Below are 18,163 nucleotides of genomic sequence, written 5' to 3' on the forward strand. Positions count from 1 at the left end.
GGCGAACAGCAAGTGGAAGGCCCCAATGCGTAAGACCAATCCTATTCGCTCCGACATTGCATGGAGCACGCCCGACCGGATAACGGTCCGTGGGAAAGATATCGCCAGCGAGATTCTCGGCCATATGAATCTCGGAGACATGGCCTTTCTCCAGTTGACGGGGAACGGGCCGACCCCGGAGCAGTCGCGCGTGTTCAACGCCATGCTGATTACCCTTGTGGAGCATGGAATCACGCCGAGCGCCATCGTTGCGAGGATGACCTATGCGGGTGCCCCGGAGTCGCTCCAGGCCGCCGTCGCCGCCGGGCTGTGCGGCCTCGGAACGGTGTTCGTCGGCAGTACCGAGGGCGCGGCTCGCATGCTCTACGAGGCCATTCAGGCCTCAGCGAACGCGTCGGACCTCGAGGCGATCGCCAGCGCCACGGTCGACGCATATCGTGCTCGGAAAGAGATCATTCCCGGGATCGGCCACCCCTACCACAAACCCGTCGATCCGCGTGCACCGCGCCTGTTCGAGATCGCGGCCGAGAACGGGATGGCAGGACGCTATACGACACTCATGAATCTGATCGCCCGCCAGGCCGAGGCCAAGTCGGGCAAGTCCCTGCCGGTGAACGCCACCGGCGCCATCGGCGCCATCTGTTGCGAGTTCGGCTTTCCCTGGAAAGTGGTGCGCGGCTTCGGGGTCATGGCGCGGGCCATCGGTCTCGTGGGCCACATACTCGAGGAATCTCAGCAGCCCATGGCCATGGAAATCCTTTGGCGAACCGAAGAGGAGGCCGCCCGGCACCTGCGGCCCACGTCGTCTTCCGCTGACGGGGTGACGTCATGATCGACTATTGGCGTGTGAAGAATTGGGAGTTCCCCGAGGTCGAGCACACATACTCGCAACGCGACACCATGCTCTATGCGCTGGGACTCGGATTGGGTGCCGAGCCGCTGAGCTCCGCGCACCTCGCCTTCGTGTACGAGCAGGGGGAAGAGCCGTTGCGCGCGGTGCCGAGCATGGCGTGCGTGCTCGCTTTGCCCGGCCAGTGGGTGCGGGACCCCGCGACAGGAATCGACTGGATCCGGCTGGTCCATGGCGAGCAGAGGCTCGAAATCCTCAGACCAATTCCGTCAGAAGGCACCGTCGTCGGCCGCACGCGCGTGACGAGCGTCGTCGACAAGGGGGCAGGCAAGGGAGCGCTCATCCATACGGAACGTATGATTCATGATAAGGCCTCCGGGGCGCATCTCGCGACGGTCCAGGAGGTCCGCTTCTGTCGCGGCGACGGAGGCTACAGCGCCACAGGCCAGCCCAGCGATCAGCCGCTTCCCGCGCTGAAGGCAGTCCCGGACAGCCCGCCTGACGCCGTATGGCAAGTCGACACGCGGCGCGACATGGCGCTGATCTATCGGCTGTCGGGTGACTACAATCCGCTGCATGCGGATCCGAAGGTCGCCCGGATAGCAGGATATCAGCGTCCGATCCTCCATGGTCTGGCGACCTACGGACTAGCGTGCCGGGCGCTGCTGGAGACGTGCTGCGAAGGGCGTGTCGAGCGCCTGCGTGGCCTCGACACCAGGTTCACGGCGCCCGTTCTTCCGGGCGATTCCATCGCGGTTCAAATGTGGCGCGTGGGGGAAGAAGTAGCGTTCCGCGCCATCGCCACCGAACGTGGAGTTGTGGTGCTCAATCACGGCAATGCCCGGCTTGGCTAGAGCCGCGCCCGAAAGCGGACGATTTCAGCAATCACGCCGGTTCAGTCCGATCCGGCCAGCCGGGGGAAAGGCCGCCTTGCCCCAGGCGTTTTGAAGCACTGGGCGGCGATCCATTGATTGGGGACGTACCGTACGAAAGGCGGCGAGGTCCGACGAACAACCGAGAGAGCGAAAACATGACGAGTGAGGTGCGGCTGGACGGCAAGGTCGTGATTGTGACCGGAGCCGGCGGAGGAATCGGGCGCTCCATCGCCCTGCTGATGGGGGCACGCGGAGCGAAGGTGGTCGTCAACGACATCGGCGCATCGGTCAGCGGCGAGGGGGCCGACGAGGGCCCGGCCCAGTCGGTGGCGGCAGAGATCAGAGCGGCCGGTGGGCAGGCTGTGGCAAATACCGACAGCGTCGCGGAGGCCGTCTCTGCCAGCCGGATCATCGTGCAGGCTCTCGACACCTTCGGAAGGATAGACTGCGTCGTTAACAACGCGGGTATTCTGAGGGACAGATATTTTTACAAGATGAGCCCGGAAGAGTGGAGTGCCGTAATCAAAGTGCATCTCTATGGCGCCTTCCATGTGAGTCGGGCGGCTGCTCCGCACATGCGGGAACAGCAGAGCGGTGCCTTCGTGCACATGACGTCCACGTCCGGCCTGATCGGCAACTACGGCCAATCGAACTATGCCGCGGCGAAGATGGGCGTCGTCGGCCTGTCGAAGATCATCGCGCTCGACATGCAGAAGTTCAACGTGCGGTCCAACTGCATATCACCATTCGCCTGGAGCCGTATGGTCGGCGCCATTCCTACCGATACGCCCGAGCAGCAGGCGCGCGTGGAAAAGGTCAAGCAGATGACCCCCGACAAGATTGCGCCGCTTGCCGTCTATCTCGGCAGCGACAGAGCCGCCGCGGTGAACGGGCAGATCTTTGTCGTACGCAACAACGAGATCATGCTCATGTCCCAACCGCGGCCGCTGCGCTCGGTCCAGAGGACGGAAGGATGGACGCCCGAGACCATCGCAGATCACGCGATGCCCGCGATGCGCGCGTCGTTCTTCGGGCTCGACCGCTCCAGCGACGTGTTCTGCTGGGACCCCGTGTAAGACGACCGGACGTGCAATCGGCGGCCGCGCCAACCTTAAGGCCGGTCACCGATTGATCGGCTAGTTCTGAGTGGCCTCGGCAAACGGCGTGGCCTTCTTCTGCGAGCACGGTGTGACCTTCACAGGAGGGATCGGCTGCTCTGTGGCTCGCTGGACGAAGTTTGGTCCTGTGTAAAATCTCCAAATCGAAATGAATCGTTTCATTGACTTACGACGGCGTGGGGTGCATAAGCCTGTAATAAGAAACGCCCCGGCAGCAGGACCCGGCTAGAGTATTCGCGAAATTTTCCGAGAAACAGCTTATGAGGGGCTTCTCGGTGACCGTGCGCGGAGCTCAAGTTGCGCAACCCGCTTACGACTTAGAACAATGAAACGATCTATATGGGAGGGACATAATGAAGATCACACGTCGTGATTTCGCGATGGCTGGGGCGGCGTTGGCCGCGCTGGGCACGTTAGCCGGCAGCGCTGCAGCTGCCGGGATCCAAGAGCTCAAGATCGGCGTTGTCGGCGTGCTGTCCGGGCCCGCGGCGCAGTGGGGCCTGGCACTCAAAGGCGCGGTGGAGTTCGTGGCCGCCGAGGCAAATCGCGATGGCCTGATCAAGATCGACGGCGCTCCCTGCCAGGTCAGCGTTGTGGCCATCGACAGCAAGTATACGGCGGAAGGCGGAGCGGCAGCGGCGAATGCGCTGGCAGGTCAGGGGGTGAAGTTCATCATCGGCGCAATCGGCTCGCCCGAGCTGACCGGGGTCAAGCCGATCGCCAAGCGGAACTCGATGCTGGTATTGGCCAGCAGCTACGCCAAGGATGCGATTGGACCGCAATGGCCGCTGGTCTTCCACGTGGGACCGGGGCCGTCCGGCTGGGCTGATCCGATTATCAAGATCGCTAAGCAGAAGTTCGGAATGAAGAGCGTCGTGTTGGTTGCGCCGAACGATCAAGGCGGGACGGATATCGTTCCGGTCGAGGCCGAGGCCTACAAGAAGAACGGTATCGCGGCCACCGAGGAATACTATCAGCGTGGCACGACCAACTTTGCGCCGCTTGTGACGCGCATCATGAACGAGAAGCCGGAGGCGGTTGATCTTGCCTCTTCGCCGACCGGGGACGCTGGCATCCTGGTCAAGCAATTGCGCCAAGCGGGTTTCGAGGGACCGATCGGGCGGCTCGGAGGGCCGGGTTATAGCGAGATTTCGCGGGTCGCCGGCGGAGACTCCGTTCTCAAGAATTTCTATTGGTACGAGCCCATCGTCGTCGACGAAAAGGCTCAGATGATCGCCGACGATTACAAGAAGATGATGGGCGCGGACCGGCCCGAAAACAACCTCTTCTTCCAGTGGGCGGCTGGTGTCCGGATGGTGCTGAAGGCGATCGCCAAGGCTGGGACGATCACCGATACGGCGAAGGTGGCAGAGGCATTGCGCTCCCTGCCGGTGACGGATCCGAACATCGGGACGGGCCACTGGATCGGGCAGGAGTTCTTCGGCGTCAATCAGGAACTGTCCTTTCCGTTCGGCGTGGGTCTCATCACCGACGGCCAGCTGCAGCCGATCACACGCGTCGAAGCAGCCACCGGAAAATAGCGAGCCCTATCCGTGGAAGGCATCGTCGCCACCATCCTCATCGGTGTCAGCCTGGGGGCGCAGTACGCGCTACTCGCTCTCGGCTTCACCCTGATCTTCGGCATTCTCGGCGTGGTCAACTTCGCTCACGGCGGCTTCTACGTCCTCGGCGGGTATCTCGCGTACGCGTCAATGGCGTTCCTGGGCACACCATATCTGATCGCCGTGATCCTTGCGGCGCTGGGTACAGCCGCGCTCGGATACCTGTTCGAGCGCTTCCTGCTTGATCGACTCGTCGACGACCACCTGTCGACGCTCATGCTGACGCTCGGATTGTACTTGATGATGTCGAGCAGCCTCCTTGCCGTTTTCGGGCCGCAGTCGCCTGCGTTCACCTTTCCCTTGACCGGCGTCCTGCGCTGGCACGGGTTCTTCATCCCCATCGAGAACCTTGTGGTTCTTGTCGTATGCCTGGTCGGCATATCCTCGGTGTACGCGCTGATTTATCGCAGCGACTTCGGCCGCGCGCTTCGTGCTCTCGCCGATGATCGGGCCGTGGCGACCGCCCAGGGCCTTCGGCCGAAGCTGTTGTTTCCCGCGGCGTTTGCGCTGGCGACCGGACTTGCGGGACTCACAGGCGCGTTGGTCACGCCGATACTTTCGCTCGCGCCTCACGTTGGCGATCCCGTGCTGGCGACTTCATTCCTGATCGTGATCCTCGGCGGTCTCGGCAGCATCGGAGGTGCGACCGCCGCGGCGTTCATCGTGGGGATGGTGGAGGCGTTCTCGGCCGTCTACCTCGGGGGGTCAAAGGGCGCCTTGGTGCTGTTCGTACTCGTGCTTCTCATGCTGGTGGTGAAGCCCTCGGGTCTGTTCGGTCAGCGTGTGCGTGGAGCCTGAGTCATGCTGATTTCAAGTCAAGAAGCCGCACCAGCTGGCGTGCTTGCGGCTGCGGCGAGCATCGCGGCTATCGCGCTCGCCTTCGTCGTTCCGTGGAGCACCGAGAATCCGGCGATCTACTCGCTGGTGGATCAGATTCTCATCGCCGTCACGGCAGCATTCAGCGTCTTCATCATGCTGCGCATGAATCTCATGACGTTCGCCGTTCCGACCTTCATGGCAATCGGGGCGTACACCTCCGCCCTCCTGGGACTTCGCCACGGGGTGACCGATGTCCTGATCCTGGGGGCGTGCAGCTTCCTTGTGCCTATGCTGTTCGCGCTTCCGCTCGGTGCGCTGGTGCTCCGTCTGTCCGGTGTCTATTTCGTCCTGGTCACCTTCGTTCTGACCGAGATTACTCAACTCGTCCTGTTCGAGACCCCGGGCTTGACCGGCGGATCGAACGGTCTTGTCGGTATGCCGGCGGTGACGCTCTTCGGTTTCGAGCTCGGCGACAACAAGGGCGTCCTCCTTGTCACGATCGGTCTCGCGCTCGCCGGAGCGCTGATAACGTCGGCCGTGACTCTCGGTCTGCATCAGCATTTCGCGGCCATCGAGGAGAATGAACTGCTCGCGCAAAGTCTCGGGCTTGTGGTGTGGCACTACAAGTCGTTCGGCTTTGCGGTTGCCGCAGGAGTGGCCGGACTGGCAGGTTTCGCCCTGGCCAATATGCTGCTGACGGCGCATCCGACGTCATTCAGTCCGCTATCATCGGTAAACTACATCGCCTACGTGATCATAGGCGGTAAGGGCAACATGCTCGGTCCGGTCGTCGGCGCAATCCTGCTGGTATGGGCCGGAGACATGTTTGCGTTCCGCGGCGAGTATTCACAGTTCCTGTTCGGCTCACTGATCGTTGTAGCGGTCCTCGTCGCGCGAGAAGGCATTCTCGGCACTCTGCAACGAGTCTTGCAGCCATTGATCTCCTTGGACACTCGCCGGCCGCTGCACACAGCGTCGACGATACCGACTTCGACCGCTACGGAGTCGCGACCATGAGCTTCGCAAGTGGATCGCCGAAGAGTGAGGAAGTCGCCGATTGGACAGGGCGCGGAACCCCGGTTTGCGACCTCGGGAGCCTCAGCCCCGGCGATTTGCACGGCGTTATGGGTCCCCGAAACATCGAAAGGACGACCGTGCCGTCCCCCGAAGACGGCATGGGTGCCGGGCTGAGAGTGGAAGGCATTCGGAAGAGCTTTGGTGGACTTCATGTGTTCAGCGACGTGAGCTTCACCGTCGCTCCAGGCGAAGTGCTGGGCATTATCGGGCCGAATGGCGCCGGCAAGACGACGCTCATCAACGTCGCTTGCGGAATGCTGCGGCCAAGCGCCGGACGAGTTCTGCTCGAGGATGAAGACATAACCGGGAGGCCGATACACGCAACCAGTCGCCGCGGTGTCATCCGGAGTTTCCAGCAGACGAATACGTTTCGGAACGCGACGGTCCGCGAAAATATCTCCCGCGCGGTGCGGTTCAGTCGGAGCGAGAGCAACGCTTGGAAAAAGATCTCTCCGTTGGTCGAGGCGTTCGGGCTCGAGCCCTATCTCGCCGTGCAGAGCGACAAGCTGCCCTACGGTTTGCAGAAGATGCTCGGACTGATTCTGGTCTGCGCAGCGAGTCCGAAAGTGCTGCTTCTCGATGAGCCGGCGGCCGGGCTGGAGCGCCGGGAGCGCCCGAGGATCGACGTCTTCGTCGATCACGTGAGGCGTGAGTTCGGTTGCGCAGTCGTGATCGTCGAGCACGACATGGAGCTGGTGCGCAGGCTCTGTCCGAGGATCCTCGTGCTCGATTCCGGGCGGGTGCTGGCCGAAGGCGATCCGGCGGAGGTGCTTTCTCGAAAGGATGTCATTGACGCCTATCTCGGAGCGGTCGACGAGGAGGCGCGTTGATGCTGACGGTCCGGAACCTCGAGTTGCACTACGGCGGCATCGCCGCGCTACGCGGCATATCGATCGACGTGCAACAAGGGGAGACGATTCTATTGGTCGGCGCCAACGGAGCCGGCAAGTCGAGCCTCATCAATGCCGTGATCGGTCTCGTCGCTCCCTCGCAAGGAGCTATGAGTTTCGACGGCAAGGATATCACTCGTCTTTCATGCGATGCCCGCGCCCGGGCCGGCATCGGCTATTCTCCCGAGGGGCGCCGTGTGTTTCCCACCATGTCGGTGCGCGACAATGTTCTAAGCGGCGCCTGCGGGCGCGGCGCGGTGATGCAGCGCGACGCCTGGCAATGGCTCTGCAGCATCTTCCCGCTGCTGAGCGACCGCTCCGAGCAGCCGGCTGGTCAGCTGTCGGGGGGGCAACAGCAGGTTGTCGCGATCGCCCGGGCGATGGCTTCATGTCCGAAGCTCCTGCTGCTGGATGAGCCTTTCCTCGGGCTTGCACCGGTCTGGATCGCGCGGATCAGCGAGGCCATCCGGCACATGCAGTCGCGGGGGACGACCATCCTGATGACAGAGCAGATGGCTCGTCCGGCGCTGAAGCTCGCGACCCGCGGTTACGTCGTACGCGGCGGCGAGATACGACGCGGCGGCAGCGTCGAGGAAATCCGCGAAGTCGCTCTTGCGGAGGAGTACCTTTAATGACAGCGGACAATGCGATGCCGCGACTGGGAGTCTTACGGAAAATGACGAAGATCGATAGACCTCTCGAAGGCATCACGGTCGTCGAACTTGGGCACAGCGTGGCGGCTCCCTACGCAGGGCTGATATTGGCGGATCTGGGCGCGCGCGTCATCAAGGTCGAAAATCCCCGCAGTGGCGACTACGCGAGAGGCTGGGGGCCGCCATTCTGGCGGGATACGGCGAGCCTCTTTCATGCTCTCAACCGGGGAAAGGAAGGAGTAACCGTCGACTTCGGCGATGCGCAGGACTGTGCCAGGCTGAAATTGCTCATCGTGGAGAAGGCGGATGCGGTGATCCAAAATCTGCGGCCGGGCATCCTCGACAAGTTCGGTTTGACGGCCGAGACGCTGCGCGCGGAGAAGCCCGAACTGATCTGGTGCGATATCGGAGCTTTCGGAGCCAAAGGCCCTCTCGCCAGCAAGCCGGGCTATGATCCGCTGGCGCAGGCCAGCACGGGAATCATGAGCGTGACGGGCGAGGGCGATCGTCCGCCCGTGCGGGTAGGGGTCTCGCTCGTTGATATGGGATCCGGCATGTGGGCCATCATCGGGTTGCTCGCAGGGTTGATCGCACGCATGAACGGCCGTGAAGGGCGGACAGTCTCGACCTCGCTCTACGAGACGGGCCTCGCATGGATGACCGGGCCGCTGGCAGGCTTTGCTGCCTCCGGAGAGGTACGCAAACCGCATGGGTCGGGTGCCGCCGAAATCGTGCCCTACCAGGCTTTCCAGGCCAGTGACGGGTGGCTCATGATTGCCGCAGGCAACGACAACCTCTTTCGCAAGCTGTGCGGCGCTCTCGGCCTTGAAGCTCTGAGTGCCGATCCGGCTTTCGCGACCAACACCGCGCGTGTCGCGAACCGCGAACGGTTGATCCCGCAGATCGAATTGGCGGCGGGCCGGTATTCTGCCGAGGCCCTTGGCAAGCTTCTGGATGACGCCGGCGTGCCCAACGCGCCGCTTCTTAGCGTCGATCAGGTCGCGATGCATCCTCAGACCAGCGCGCTTGAGATGACCGTGCGATGCGTCGACGACGAGATCGACCTTGTCGGCATACCACTCACCTTCGATGGCACGCGACCTCGGGCCCGCACGCAAGCACCGAGATTGGGTGAGCACAACGCAATCCTCCGGACACAAGCAAGCACGGAGATGGCCAATGCGAAGTGATTACGAGACGATAGCTATGGAGCGGCGCGATAATCACGTCCTGCTTGTCACGTTGAACCGACCCGAGGCCTCCAATGCGATGAATACCCAGATGGGATTCGATCTGATGGAGCTCTTCGAAGGGCTCTCAGTGGATCTGCAGGAGTTTCGTGTCGTGGTCCTGACAGGGAGCGGCACGAAGGCGTTTTGCGCAGGCGGCGATCTGAAACAACGCAATGGAATGACCGACGAAGCGTGGCAGGCCCAGCACCTTGTCTTCGAGCGCATGCTCCGCGCCATCATTGCATGTCCAATCCCGGTGATCGCCGCGGTGTACGGCGCGGCATACGGCGGCGGGTGCGAGATCGCCGCAGCGGTCGACTTCGTCTACGCATCGCGAAACGCGCGCTTCGCCCTGACGGAAGTGACGCTCGGAATTATGCCGGGAGCCGGCGGCACGCAGAATCTCGCACGCGCCGTCGGCGAGCGACGGGCCAAGGAGCTCATCCTTTCCGGTCTGCCGTTCTCCGCCGAGGAGGCGGAGCGTTGGGGCCTTGTGAACAAGGTGCTGGATCAAGATCAATTGCTCGATGCGACGCTCGGGATCGCCGATCGCATTGCCGGCAACGGTCCGCTCTCGGTGCGCCAGGCAAAGCAGGCCATTCATCGCGGCCTTCAGATGTCGTTGGCCGACGGCCTTGCCTTCGAGATCGAAGCGTACAACCGCCTTGTCCCGACGGCCGATCGCCGCGAGGGCGTGCTCGCCTTCAACGAGCGCCGCAAGCCGACCTTCCAAGGCAAGTAACGACGAGGAAAGCCAGAATGCGCGAAAGAGCCCATGTCCGCGAGGTGGGGCCCAGGGATGGGCTCCAGATGGTCAGGACGATCCTCCCGACCGAGCGCAAGCTTGATTGGTGTCGACGCACGGTCGCAGCCGGTATCCATGAAATCGAGGTGACCTCGTTCGTCCCGCCAAAGCTCATTCCGCAGTTTGGCGACGCGGAGGAAGTAGCGCGGGGCGCGATAGCCATCGCCGGATGCCGGCCGTCGGCCCTCGTGCCGAACCTCCGCGGCGCGGAACGGGCCTTCGCGCTCGGCGTCCCGCAAGTCAACTATGTCCTTTCTGCGAGCGAGCAGCACAATCTGGCCAATGTCCGCCGTACCACCGAACAATCGCTCGAGGACTTTGCCCGCATCGTTGCGGCGCGCGATCAGCGCGTCGGGGCGCGTATCGTCCTAGGTGCCGGAATCGCGACTGCATTCGGCTGCACCATCTCGGGCGCCGTGGCGAGCTCGCGGGTCGTGGAAATCGCGAGCCGGCTCGCCGAGATGGGAGCCGATGAGATCATCGTCGCAGACACCGTCGGCTACGGCCATCCGCGCCAGGTCCGAGGTCTCATGCAGGAGGTGATCGCCGCTGTGGGGCGGGTCCCGGTCGCCTGCCATTTTCATGACACCCGTGGGTTGGGGCTGGCGAACGTTGCGGCTGCGCTCGACGCCGGGGTACGAGCCTTCGATGCCTCCCTTGCCGGGCTCGGCGGTTGCCCGTTCGCGCCCGGTGCGACTGGCAACATCGATACGGAGGACACCGTCTTTCTTTTGGAGCAGCTCGGATTCGATACCGGTGCCGACGTCGAAGCGCTCGTTGCCTTTCGTCGCGAGGTCGAAAGCTGGCTGCCAGGTGAACGCTTTTCCGGAGCCATCGCGCGAGCGGGGCTGCCCAAGACCTATCGCGCTCACACGACTGCTGCCGTTTGAAGGGATTTGCCATGAACTATCACGAGCCGGCCATTGAGGCCGATGCCGAGGTCAGCGTCGCCCTCGGCGAAGACTTTCCGGAGCTGCGCGCCACGGTTCGGAAGATATGCGCGAAGTTTCCGGGAGAATACTGGCGTGCTCTCGAAGATCGTAGCGGTTATCCGACGGAATTTGTCGAAGCCCTGACAGGGGCGGGCTTTCTCGGAGCGTTGATTCCGGAGGAATACGGTGGCTCGGGCCTGCCTTTGCGTGCCGCCGCGGTGATCCTCGAGGAAATCAACGCGAATGGTTGCACGGCAAGTCCTGCCCATGCCCAGATGTACATCATGGGTACGCTGCTTCGTCACGGCAGCGAAACGCAAAAGCGGACATACTTGCCGGACATCGCGCAAGGAAAGCTCCGCTTGCAGGCGTTTGGCGTGACCGAGCCGAATACAGGCTCCGATACGACCCAGCTCAAGACCCGGGCGGAGCGGCAAGGCGACGTCTATGTCGTCAATGGACAGAAGATCTGGACGTCCCGGGCGTTGCATTCTGATCTCATGCTGCTTCTGGCGCGCACGACGCCGTTGGATCAAGTGAAGAAGCGAACGGATGGGCTCTCGGTCTTCGTCGTCGACCTGCGTGCGGCCAAGGGCAATGGAATCGAAATCCGTCCCATCAAGGCGATGATCAATCACAACACGACCGAGGTGTTCATCGAGAACCTGCGCGTGCCGGCCGAGAATCTGATCGGAGAGGAGGGGCAGGGCTTCCGCTACATCCTCGACGGGATGAACGCGGAGCGCATTCTGGTCGCCTCTGAATGCGTCGGGGATGGCCGCTGGCTTCTCAACAAGGGCGTCGCTTATGCGAGCGAGAGAAGTGTTTTTGGCCGCCCCATCGGTCAGAACCAGGGAGTCCAGTTTCCGTTGGCGCGCGCCTACGCGGAGCTGGAGGCCGCCGACATGATGTGTCGTCGAGCCGCGGCTCTGTTTCAGGCCGGGCGGCCCTGTGGATCGGATGCAAACATCGCGAAGCTGCTCGCCTCGGAAGCGACCTGGAAGGCGGCGGACACGGCGTTCCAGACCCACGGTGGTTTTGCTTTCGCGCAGGAATACGACGTCGAGCGAAAGTGGCGGGAGGTGCGCCTCTATCAGACGGCGCCGATCTCCACCAATATGGTGCTCGCCTATGTCGCGCAGCATGTGCTGGGCCTTCCACGATCGTACTGAGGAGACGATCATGCTTGCGATCACCCGCCAAACGGCGAACTTCGTGGCAAGCCTGAAGCCATCCGATCCGCCCCAGCTGTGCCGGGACGCCGCGCGCACCGGGATCACCGATTGCGTCGGCGTGATGATCGCCGGTGCGGCCGAGGAGCCGGTTCGTATAGTCTCGGCGATGTCGACGTCTTCCACGCAGAATGACGGAGCGCCGGAAATACCCTCCGGGCGCAATCTGATTGCTTCAGATGCGGCACTGGTCAACGGTGTAGCTGCTCACGTGCTTGACTATGACGACGTGGCGCTTGCGGGCCACCCGAGTGCGGTGCTCGTGCCGGCTATTCTGGCTGAGGGTTGGTCGCGCGGGGCGAGCGGGCCCGACATGGTGACCGCTTATGTCGCGGGGTACGAGCTATGGGCGCAGCTCGCCGCGCTGGAGCCTGGACAGTTCCACGAGCGAGGTTTCCATCCGACCGCGGTAATGGGCTCGCTCGCGACGGCGGCCGCCTGCGCCAATATCCGCCGTCTCGGGCCCGAGAAGGCCGCTCATGCCATTGCAATTGCTGCATCGTTCGCGTCCGGCCTCGTAGCGAATTTCGGCACGATGACGAAGTCTCTCCATGCGGGGCGGACGGCGCAATCGGGTGTCATCGCTGCTCGATTGGCGGAGCAGGGCTTTACGGGCTCGCTCGACGTGCTTGAACACCGGACAGGCTTTTTGCGCGCGCACTCGCCGTCAGGACAGCCGCGGATCGAGAACGGGACGATCGATATCGGTGCCAACTGGCGTTTGGCGGATCTCGGCGTCAACGTGAAGCGCTATCCAACTTGCTATGCCACCCACCGATCGATCGATGCCATGCTTGGTTTGGTCGGCAAGTATGGGCTGAAGCCGGAGCTAGTACGGGAAATCCGCGTTCATACCGGCATCACCCAAAAGCTGATGTTGCGAAACAGCAACCCTCGGACTGGCCTCGAAGCGAAGTTCAGTATGGAGTTCGCGATGGCAGCGGCGCTGGTCGCCGGGAGGGTGGGCCTCGTCGAGCTTACCGACGAGTTCGTTTGCCGGGTCGATGTCAACGACGTCATCGCGAAGGTCAGATGCTCGACCACGACCGAAGTGATGGAAGGTGATCAGCCGTTCGCGCCGACAGATCAGGTCAGTGTCGTACTTACGTCGGGCGAAATTCTGACTTGCGAACCCGTCGCCCAGGCCAAGGGAAGTTGGCAAGAGCCCCTGACGCGAGAGGAGTTGCAGGACAAGTTTCTGGATTGCGCGACGCGCGTCTTCGACAGGGATCAGGCAACCATTCTGTTCGATCAGCTCTGGGACATCGAGCAGTTGGGCTCGATCCGGGAGTTGCGGCTGGCGGCGAGCGGACCGATGCAGGATGACGCGTCGCGTCACCGGTAGCTGGCAAACTCGACGCAACGAGCCTGAGATTGTCGAACAGCCTTGGAAGGAGAAATGCAAGATGAAGAATTTGCCGTCTGAGCAGGTGGCTGGCGTCTACCACCGGAAACTTGGCGACGTTCTCGTCACCGGCTTGAGCGATGGCTACGTCGACCTGGGATATGGGATCTTTCGGAACATGCTGGAACCGGAGATCAAGGCCGTCCTTTCGAGGGAGCACCGGATCTCGCCGCCGCGCATTTCGGTAAACGCCTTCGCGCTGCGTTTTGGAGGCCGCACGTACCTCATCGATTGCGGCTCGGCAGATATCATGGGCCCCACCTGCGGGCGCTTGCCGGCAAATCTCGCCGCGGCGGGCATTGATCCGGCCGCCGTCGACGGCGTTCTGCTCACGCATATACATCCGGATCACTCGAACGGTTTGACCGATGCAACCAGCGGCACGCGCCTGTTCCCCAATGCCGAAATTATCGTTCACGAGAACGAGATCAATCATTGGTTCGACGACGCGCAGATGGAGAAGGCGCCGGAGCGTCAGCGCCGCCGCTACTTCGAGGCAGGCCGGATCCAATTGAAACCATATATGGCCGCTGATCGCGTCCGTACCTTCAAGAGCGGAAGTGTCCTGCCGGGAGTGACGGCCGTCCCGATCTCCGGGCATACGCCGGGGCACACGGCCTATGTCATCTCCTCCGGCAACACATCGATGATCGTGTGGGGAGACACTGTGCACGTGCCTGAAATCCAGGTGGCGGCTCCGCACGTGACGATGCAGTTCGACGTCGATCCGGAAGCCGCAGCCAAGGCGCGCCAAATGATCTTCGACATGGTCGTAACCGATGACGTCTTGATCGGGGGCATGCATCTCCATTTCCCCGGCTTCGGCCACATGCGGCGGGAAGGCGGAAAATACACCGTGGTGGCCGAACAATGGGCGTTCGAGATCTGACTGTGAGGCGATCGGTCGCGACCATCCGGGCGGGGCCCGACAAGGTCGACTGAAACCGTCATCGCGAAGGACAGTTTCTGAGAGTTCTCGTAGTGCCAGGGTTTGAGCCTTTGGCTCCGACTCTGAGTCATGCGGGTTGAGGATGGAAAGAGCTCCGGATGGGGACACCAATGTGCCCGATCTGGAGGTGAGAGGAGTGCAAAGCTTGAAGCTTATTCGTTTCGGTCAGCCAGGTGAGGAAAAGCCGGGAATCATCGATGCAGAGGGAACATTGCGTGACCTCTCCGCCGTCATTCCCGATATCACGCCTCGACATCTCTCGCCTGACGCCTTGCGGGACCTCGCTCGCGTGCCCGTTTCGTCGCTGCCGGCCGTCGCGGGCGCTCCTCGGTTTGGGGCGCCGGTTTCAGGCGTCGGGAAATTTGTCGCGATCGGGCTGAACTACGCCGATCACGCGGCCGAAGCGGGTCTTCCGCTGCCGCCGGAGCCCATCGTATTTCAGAAGGCCATTACTTCGTTGAGCGGCCCGAACGATGCCGTGGTGCTGCCCAGGGGATCGTTGAAAGGAGATTGGGAAGTCGAACTCGGAATCGTGATCGGGAGTCGCGCTTCCTACGTGGAGCCGGCGGAGGCGCTTCAGTACGTAGCCGGCTATTGCGTCGTAAACGACGTGAGCGAACGCGAGTACCAGATGGAGCGCGGAGGTACCTGGGACAAGGGAAAGGGCTGCGATACCTTCGGTCCCGTCGGGCCCTGGCTCGTCACGGCAGATGAGGTCCCGGATCCGGGGAGGCTCGAAATCTGGCTCGAGTTGAATGGTCGGCGAATGCAGCAGGGAAACACGAGAACAATGGTGTTTGGCTGCGCCGAAATTGTCAGCTACGTAAGTCGGTTCATGACGCTGATGCCTGGCGACATCATCGCGACGGGGACGCCTCCCGGAGTGGGCATGGGCATAAAGCCGGATCCGGTCTACCTCAGGGCTGGCGACGTCATGACGCTCGGCATTCAGGGACTCGGAACGCAGCGTCAGGAGGTGACGACTTGGTCGCCTTCGAAGGGGACCGCTTGATGTTCGCGGGAAGATTCGGGGGGCGGACCGCGATCGTGACCGGCGCCGCATCCGGGATTGGGCGCGATGTCGCGGATCGCTTGCGGGCCGAGGGCGCGGTCGTGTCGCTGTGGGACTCTAACGAGGAGGCCTTGTCGCGGAGGGCCGATGAACTCGGCGGTGCGGATATTCAGGTGGTCAATATTGCCAGCGAGCACGCTGTGGACCTGGCCATGAAGCGAAGCGTGGCCGCGCTCGGCGGTCGCCTGGATATCCTGATTGCCAGTGCAGGCATCAGCGGACCAAATCGTACGACCAAAGACTATTCGGGAGACGATTGGCGGCGCGTGATCGATATCAATCTCAATGGCACGTTCTACTGCAATCGCGCTGCCGTCCGGGAAATGGCGAAAACAGGCTATGGTCGGATCGTAAATGTTGCCTCAGTTGCGGGAAAGGAAGGCAATCCCAACGCACCAGCTTACAGTGCGTCCAAGGCCGGTGTCATCGGACTTACCAAATCTCTCGGGAAGGAGTTGGCCAGCACCGATGTGCGCATCAATTGCGTCACTCCGGCGGCAATTCGCACCCCGATATTCGACCAGATGGCGCCCGAGCACATCGATTTCATGCTTTCGAAGATTCCGATCGGAAGATTCGGACGTGTAGAGGAGGTGACCGCACTCGTACTTTGGCTTGCGAGTGACGAATGCTCGTTCAGCACGGGTGCCGCGTTCGACTTATCGGGAGGTCGGGCTACGTATTAGAGCACGATCAGGAGCGCTTAACGACTAACAACCCAATTTCACGCCAGCTGTAGCTGGCGGCTATTCAATGCCGCTCTTCAAGCGGGTAGAGCGGCCCTCGCCCTGCGAGCGGCAAGCACTCTCATGCCAAGGATTGGATGAGATATCGTAGGTTTGGCTGGTGTGGGGAAAGGCGGTAGCGCTCCCCCGGGCCACGATTTCTTGCGCCAGTCTACGATCTTCTACGATGTTTGCTCGACGGTAGCGGTTCGAGCGCTGCCGCGAATTGCGTTCGCTGCGAGCGGTGATGACCAACCAGTCTACCTCTAATGGTTCCTCTACACTTTCTTAAAAGGGCATTCCGATCCGCCTCGTGCGCTCGATGGTGTCGGTTCCGACAGGGGCTGTCCTCGAGGAATCGACCGAGCAACCGTATCCGCTCGCCGCGAATGTTCGGCGCGGTTCCTTCAAGCTCACGGCTGTGTCGCGTCTTTCAAGTGCATAGCTTCGGATCGAGTTGAGCAATCGGTATCGCGCGAGACCCTGGCCGGCATCGAACGAGATCAATGACTTCGTGATCAACTTGTCGATGACAAGCAGATCATCGAAGGGAGTCAGCAAGACCTGACGAGCAGCCTCGCAGGCTGCATCGAGCGTAAAGGACTCCCTGTAAGCGGACAGATGGTGCAGCACTGCCTTCTCGTCTTCGTCAAGCAGGCTGTAGCTCCAGTCGATCGATGCAGCCATCGTCTGGTGACGCGGCAACGCCGTTCGGTGACCTTGCCAGAACAGCCAGGTATTCGTCTCAAGAGAGCCGACGATCTGCGAGAGGCCAAGCGTCGGCACGCGCGTTGCCGCCAGGTTGATGGCAAGTGCCAGTCCGTCCAGTCTGCGGCAAATCTTCGCAACGATCTGTGCGTTGGATTCCGTCAACTCAAACTGGTGTCCGCTCGCTGCGACCTTGTTGATGAACAGGCTGAGTGCTGGACGGGAAAAAAGCCGCTCGGCCGATTGTTCATCTTCGACCGATGGACACTCAAGACCCGAAAGCCTGTACACGTGCTCGCCGTCGGCCCGGAGTGTCTCCCTGCTCGTCGCAAGGACACGTATGTCGGGGGCTTCGCGTAGAATTTTCTCAATTAACGCCGCGGCAGCATCGATCAAGTGTTCACAGCTATCGAAGATCAGCAGCATGCGTCGATCGCGTACAAGTTCGAGAATGGCTGCATTCGGATCGCTCGTCGGGGCGGTTAGTCCGAAAGAAGATGCCAACGCGACCGGCAGAAGATGCGGCTCGGTGATCTTTGCAAGATCGAGAAAATGAATGTCGCCCTGGAAGGATGCAAGCTGGTCGTGAGCGACAGCAATGGCGGCTGTTGTCTTTCCGACACCTCCCGGTCCGTGAACGGTGACGAATCGCGTCGTTCTCAGCAGGCCCGAGACCTTGCGCACGTCGTTGTCGCGGCCGACCATTCGGGCCAGCGGCAGCGGAAGCCGTTGTGCCTGACCCCGCTCCGTGCCCCGCGCGATCGCGCCAGCAGATTCGAAGTGGTCGGTGGTCGCAACAAGGCAATAACCCCGGCCGGCTACCGTCTTGATGTAGCACGCACCGCCAATTCCATCGCCCAGCGCCTTGCGCAGCCCGGCGACCTGCACCCTTAATCCGCCTTCCTCGATGTTGATTCCAGGCCAGACGCGGGCAATGAGCTCGTTCTTGCCGACGACCTCACCCTGTCGTTCCGCCAGCAGGATCAGGATTTCGAGAGAGCGGTTGCCGATTGGGAGCGCGTTGCCGTCCTTGAGCAGGAGCCGCTGACGGGGAAAGAGCCGGTACGGACCAAAAGCGAAGAAGTCCTCTGCCGCGCTGCCTTGTGCCGGCGCATTCGCCTGGGTTGCCCGCGGCAACGCATTGGGAGGGCCTACCGCCGAAACCTCCTGGGTTATGACGGTGTCCGCGGTCATGGCAT

Annotated in this window: 17 protein-coding genes; 16 read left to right on the plus strand and 1 reads right to left on the minus strand. The window is 62.1% G+C overall.

Translation table 11 applies throughout. From position 1 onward, the window contains the following. Positions 1–25 precede the first annotated feature (25 nt). From GGD63_RS18835 to GGD63_RS18910, 16 genes are all read left to right on the plus strand, one after another. Positions 26–832 (plus strand): citryl-CoA lyase, encoded by an 807-nt coding sequence (locus GGD63_RS18835; RefSeq protein WP_183244574.1) that lies wholly within the window; start codon positions 26–28, stop codon positions 830–832. Then, positions 829–1,704: a MaoC/PaaZ C-terminal domain-containing protein gene (locus tag GGD63_RS18840; RefSeq protein ID WP_183244576.1), complete on the plus strand. Its 876-nt coding sequence runs from the start codon at positions 829–831 to the stop codon at positions 1,702–1,704. The genes GGD63_RS18835 and GGD63_RS18840 overlap by 4 nt, the downstream gene beginning before the upstream one ends. Before the next feature lie 176 nt (positions 1,705–1,880). Further along, a complete protein-coding gene (locus tag GGD63_RS18845; RefSeq protein WP_183244578.1) occupies positions 1,881–2,801 on the plus strand; it encodes an SDR family NAD(P)-dependent oxidoreductase in 921 nt (306 codons plus the stop codon). Positions 2,802–3,196: 395 nt separating this feature from the next. Beyond that, positions 3,197–4,384 carry an ABC transporter substrate-binding protein gene (locus GGD63_RS18850; RefSeq protein ID WP_246785549.1) on the plus strand — a complete coding sequence of 396 codons (1,188 nt, stop codon included), beginning with the start codon at positions 3,197–3,199 and terminating at the stop codon, positions 4,382–4,384. A 12-nt stretch (positions 4,385–4,396) separates the two neighbouring features. Continuing rightward, a complete protein-coding gene (locus GGD63_RS18855; RefSeq protein ID WP_183244580.1) occupies positions 4,397–5,263 on the plus strand; it encodes a branched-chain amino acid ABC transporter permease in 867 nt (288 codons plus the stop codon). 3 nt (positions 5,264–5,266) lie between these two features. Beyond that, positions 5,267–6,301, plus strand: a complete 1,035-nt coding sequence (locus GGD63_RS18860) for a branched-chain amino acid ABC transporter permease (protein WP_183244582.1) — start codon at positions 5,267–5,269, stop codon at positions 6,299–6,301. Continuing rightward, on the plus strand, positions 6,298–7,191 hold the full coding sequence (locus GGD63_RS18865) for an ABC transporter ATP-binding protein (protein WP_183244584.1): 894 nt from the start codon (positions 6,298–6,300) through the stop codon (positions 7,189–7,191). Before GGD63_RS18860 ends, GGD63_RS18865 begins: the two co-directional genes overlap by 4 nt. After that, on the plus strand, positions 7,191–7,883 hold the full coding sequence (locus GGD63_RS18870) for an ABC transporter ATP-binding protein (RefSeq protein ID WP_183244586.1): 693 nt from the start codon (positions 7,191–7,193) through the stop codon (positions 7,881–7,883). The genes GGD63_RS18865 and GGD63_RS18870 overlap by 1 nt, the downstream gene beginning before the upstream one ends. A gap of 44 nt (positions 7,884–7,927) precedes the next feature. Continuing rightward, complete coding sequence (locus GGD63_RS18875) at positions 7,928–9,094, plus strand: CaiB/BaiF CoA-transferase family protein (RefSeq protein ID WP_246785550.1); 1,167 nt, start codon at positions 7,928–7,930, stop codon at positions 9,092–9,094. Continuing rightward, entirely contained in the window at positions 9,084–9,878 is a 795-nt protein-coding gene (locus GGD63_RS18880; RefSeq protein ID WP_183244590.1) for an enoyl-CoA hydratase/isomerase family protein, read from the plus strand. Before GGD63_RS18875 ends, GGD63_RS18880 begins: the two co-directional genes overlap by 11 nt. Before the next feature lie 17 nt (positions 9,879–9,895). After that, on the plus strand, positions 9,896–10,831 hold the full coding sequence (locus GGD63_RS18885) for a hydroxymethylglutaryl-CoA lyase (RefSeq protein ID WP_183244592.1): 936 nt from the start codon (positions 9,896–9,898) through the stop codon (positions 10,829–10,831). An 11-nt stretch (positions 10,832–10,842) separates the two neighbouring features. Further along, positions 10,843–12,045 (plus strand): acyl-CoA dehydrogenase family protein, encoded by a 1,203-nt coding sequence (locus GGD63_RS18890; protein ID WP_183244594.1) that lies wholly within the window; start codon positions 10,843–10,845, stop codon positions 12,043–12,045. Between the two features lie 10 nt (positions 12,046–12,055). Further along, entirely contained in the window at positions 12,056–13,450 is a 1,395-nt protein-coding gene (locus tag GGD63_RS18895; RefSeq protein WP_183244596.1) for an MmgE/PrpD family protein, read from the plus strand. After that, complete coding sequence (locus tag GGD63_RS18900) at positions 13,428–14,399, plus strand: MBL fold metallo-hydrolase (protein WP_246785552.1); 972 nt, start codon at positions 13,428–13,430, stop codon at positions 14,397–14,399. Before GGD63_RS18895 ends, GGD63_RS18900 begins: the two co-directional genes overlap by 23 nt. Before the next feature lie 205 nt (positions 14,400–14,604). Then, positions 14,605–15,471: a fumarylacetoacetate hydrolase family protein gene (locus GGD63_RS18905; RefSeq protein ID WP_183244598.1), complete on the plus strand. Its 867-nt coding sequence runs from the start codon at positions 14,605–14,607 to the stop codon at positions 15,469–15,471. Next, on the plus strand, positions 15,471–16,217 hold the full coding sequence (locus GGD63_RS18910) for an SDR family NAD(P)-dependent oxidoreductase (RefSeq protein ID WP_183244745.1): 747 nt from the start codon (positions 15,471–15,473) through the stop codon (positions 16,215–16,217). The genes GGD63_RS18905 and GGD63_RS18910 overlap by 1 nt, the downstream gene beginning before the upstream one ends. A 327-nt stretch (positions 16,218–16,544) precedes the next feature. On the opposite strand, the gene GGD63_RS18915 is transcribed toward GGD63_RS18910, so the two are convergent. Beyond that, positions 16,545–18,158 (minus strand): winged helix-turn-helix domain-containing protein, encoded by a 1,614-nt coding sequence (locus GGD63_RS18915; protein WP_183244599.1) that lies wholly within the window; start codon positions 18,156–18,158, stop codon positions 16,545–16,547. Positions 18,159–18,163: the final 5 nt, after the last annotated feature.

Source organism: Bradyrhizobium sp. cir1 (assembly GCF_014198245.1).
GTDB lineage: Bacteria > Pseudomonadota > Alphaproteobacteria > Rhizobiales > Xanthobacteraceae > Bradyrhizobium.

Excerpts from the sequence above, each read along its gene's own strand:
- GGD63_RS18835 (WP_183244574.1), top strand. The coding sequence starts at position 26 with ATGCGTAAGACCAATCCTATTCGCTCCGACATTGCATGGAGCACGCCC.
- GGD63_RS18840 (WP_183244576.1), top strand. The coding sequence starts at position 829 with ATGATCGACTATTGGCGTGTGAAGAATTGGGAGTTCCCCGAGGTCGAG.
- GGD63_RS18845 (WP_183244578.1), top strand. The coding sequence starts at position 1,881 with ATGACGAGTGAGGTGCGGCTGGACGGCAAGGTCGTGATTGTGACCGGA.
- GGD63_RS18850 (WP_246785549.1), top strand. The coding sequence starts at position 3,197 with ATGAAGATCACACGTCGTGATTTCGCGATGGCTGGGGCGGCGTTGGCC.
- GGD63_RS18860 (WP_183244582.1), top strand. The coding sequence starts at position 5,267 with ATGCTGATTTCAAGTCAAGAAGCCGCACCAGCTGGCGTGCTTGCGGCT.
- GGD63_RS18865 (WP_183244584.1), top strand. The coding sequence starts at position 6,298 with ATGAGCTTCGCAAGTGGATCGCCGAAGAGTGAGGAAGTCGCCGATTGG.
- GGD63_RS18870 (WP_183244586.1), top strand. The coding sequence starts at position 7,191 with ATGCTGACGGTCCGGAACCTCGAGTTGCACTACGGCGGCATCGCCGCG.
- GGD63_RS18875 (WP_246785550.1), top strand. The coding sequence starts at position 7,928 with ATGACGAAGATCGATAGACCTCTCGAAGGCATCACGGTCGTCGAACTT.
- GGD63_RS18880 (WP_183244590.1), top strand. The coding sequence starts at position 9,084 with ATGCGAAGTGATTACGAGACGATAGCTATGGAGCGGCGCGATAATCAC.
- GGD63_RS18885 (WP_183244592.1), top strand. The coding sequence starts at position 9,896 with ATGCGCGAAAGAGCCCATGTCCGCGAGGTGGGGCCCAGGGATGGGCTC.
- GGD63_RS18890 (WP_183244594.1), top strand. The coding sequence starts at position 10,843 with ATGAACTATCACGAGCCGGCCATTGAGGCCGATGCCGAGGTCAGCGTC.
- GGD63_RS18895 (WP_183244596.1), top strand. The coding sequence starts at position 12,056 with ATGCTTGCGATCACCCGCCAAACGGCGAACTTCGTGGCAAGCCTGAAG.
- GGD63_RS18900 (WP_246785552.1), top strand. The coding sequence starts at position 13,428 with ATGACGCGTCGCGTCACCGGTAGCTGGCAAACTCGACGCAACGAGCCT.
- GGD63_RS18910 (WP_183244745.1), top strand. The coding sequence starts at position 15,471 with ATGTTCGCGGGAAGATTCGGGGGGCGGACCGCGATCGTGACCGGCGCC.
- GGD63_RS18915 (WP_183244599.1), bottom strand. The coding sequence starts at position 18,158 with ATGACCGCGGACACCGTCATAACCCAGGAGGTTTCGGCGGTAGGCCCT.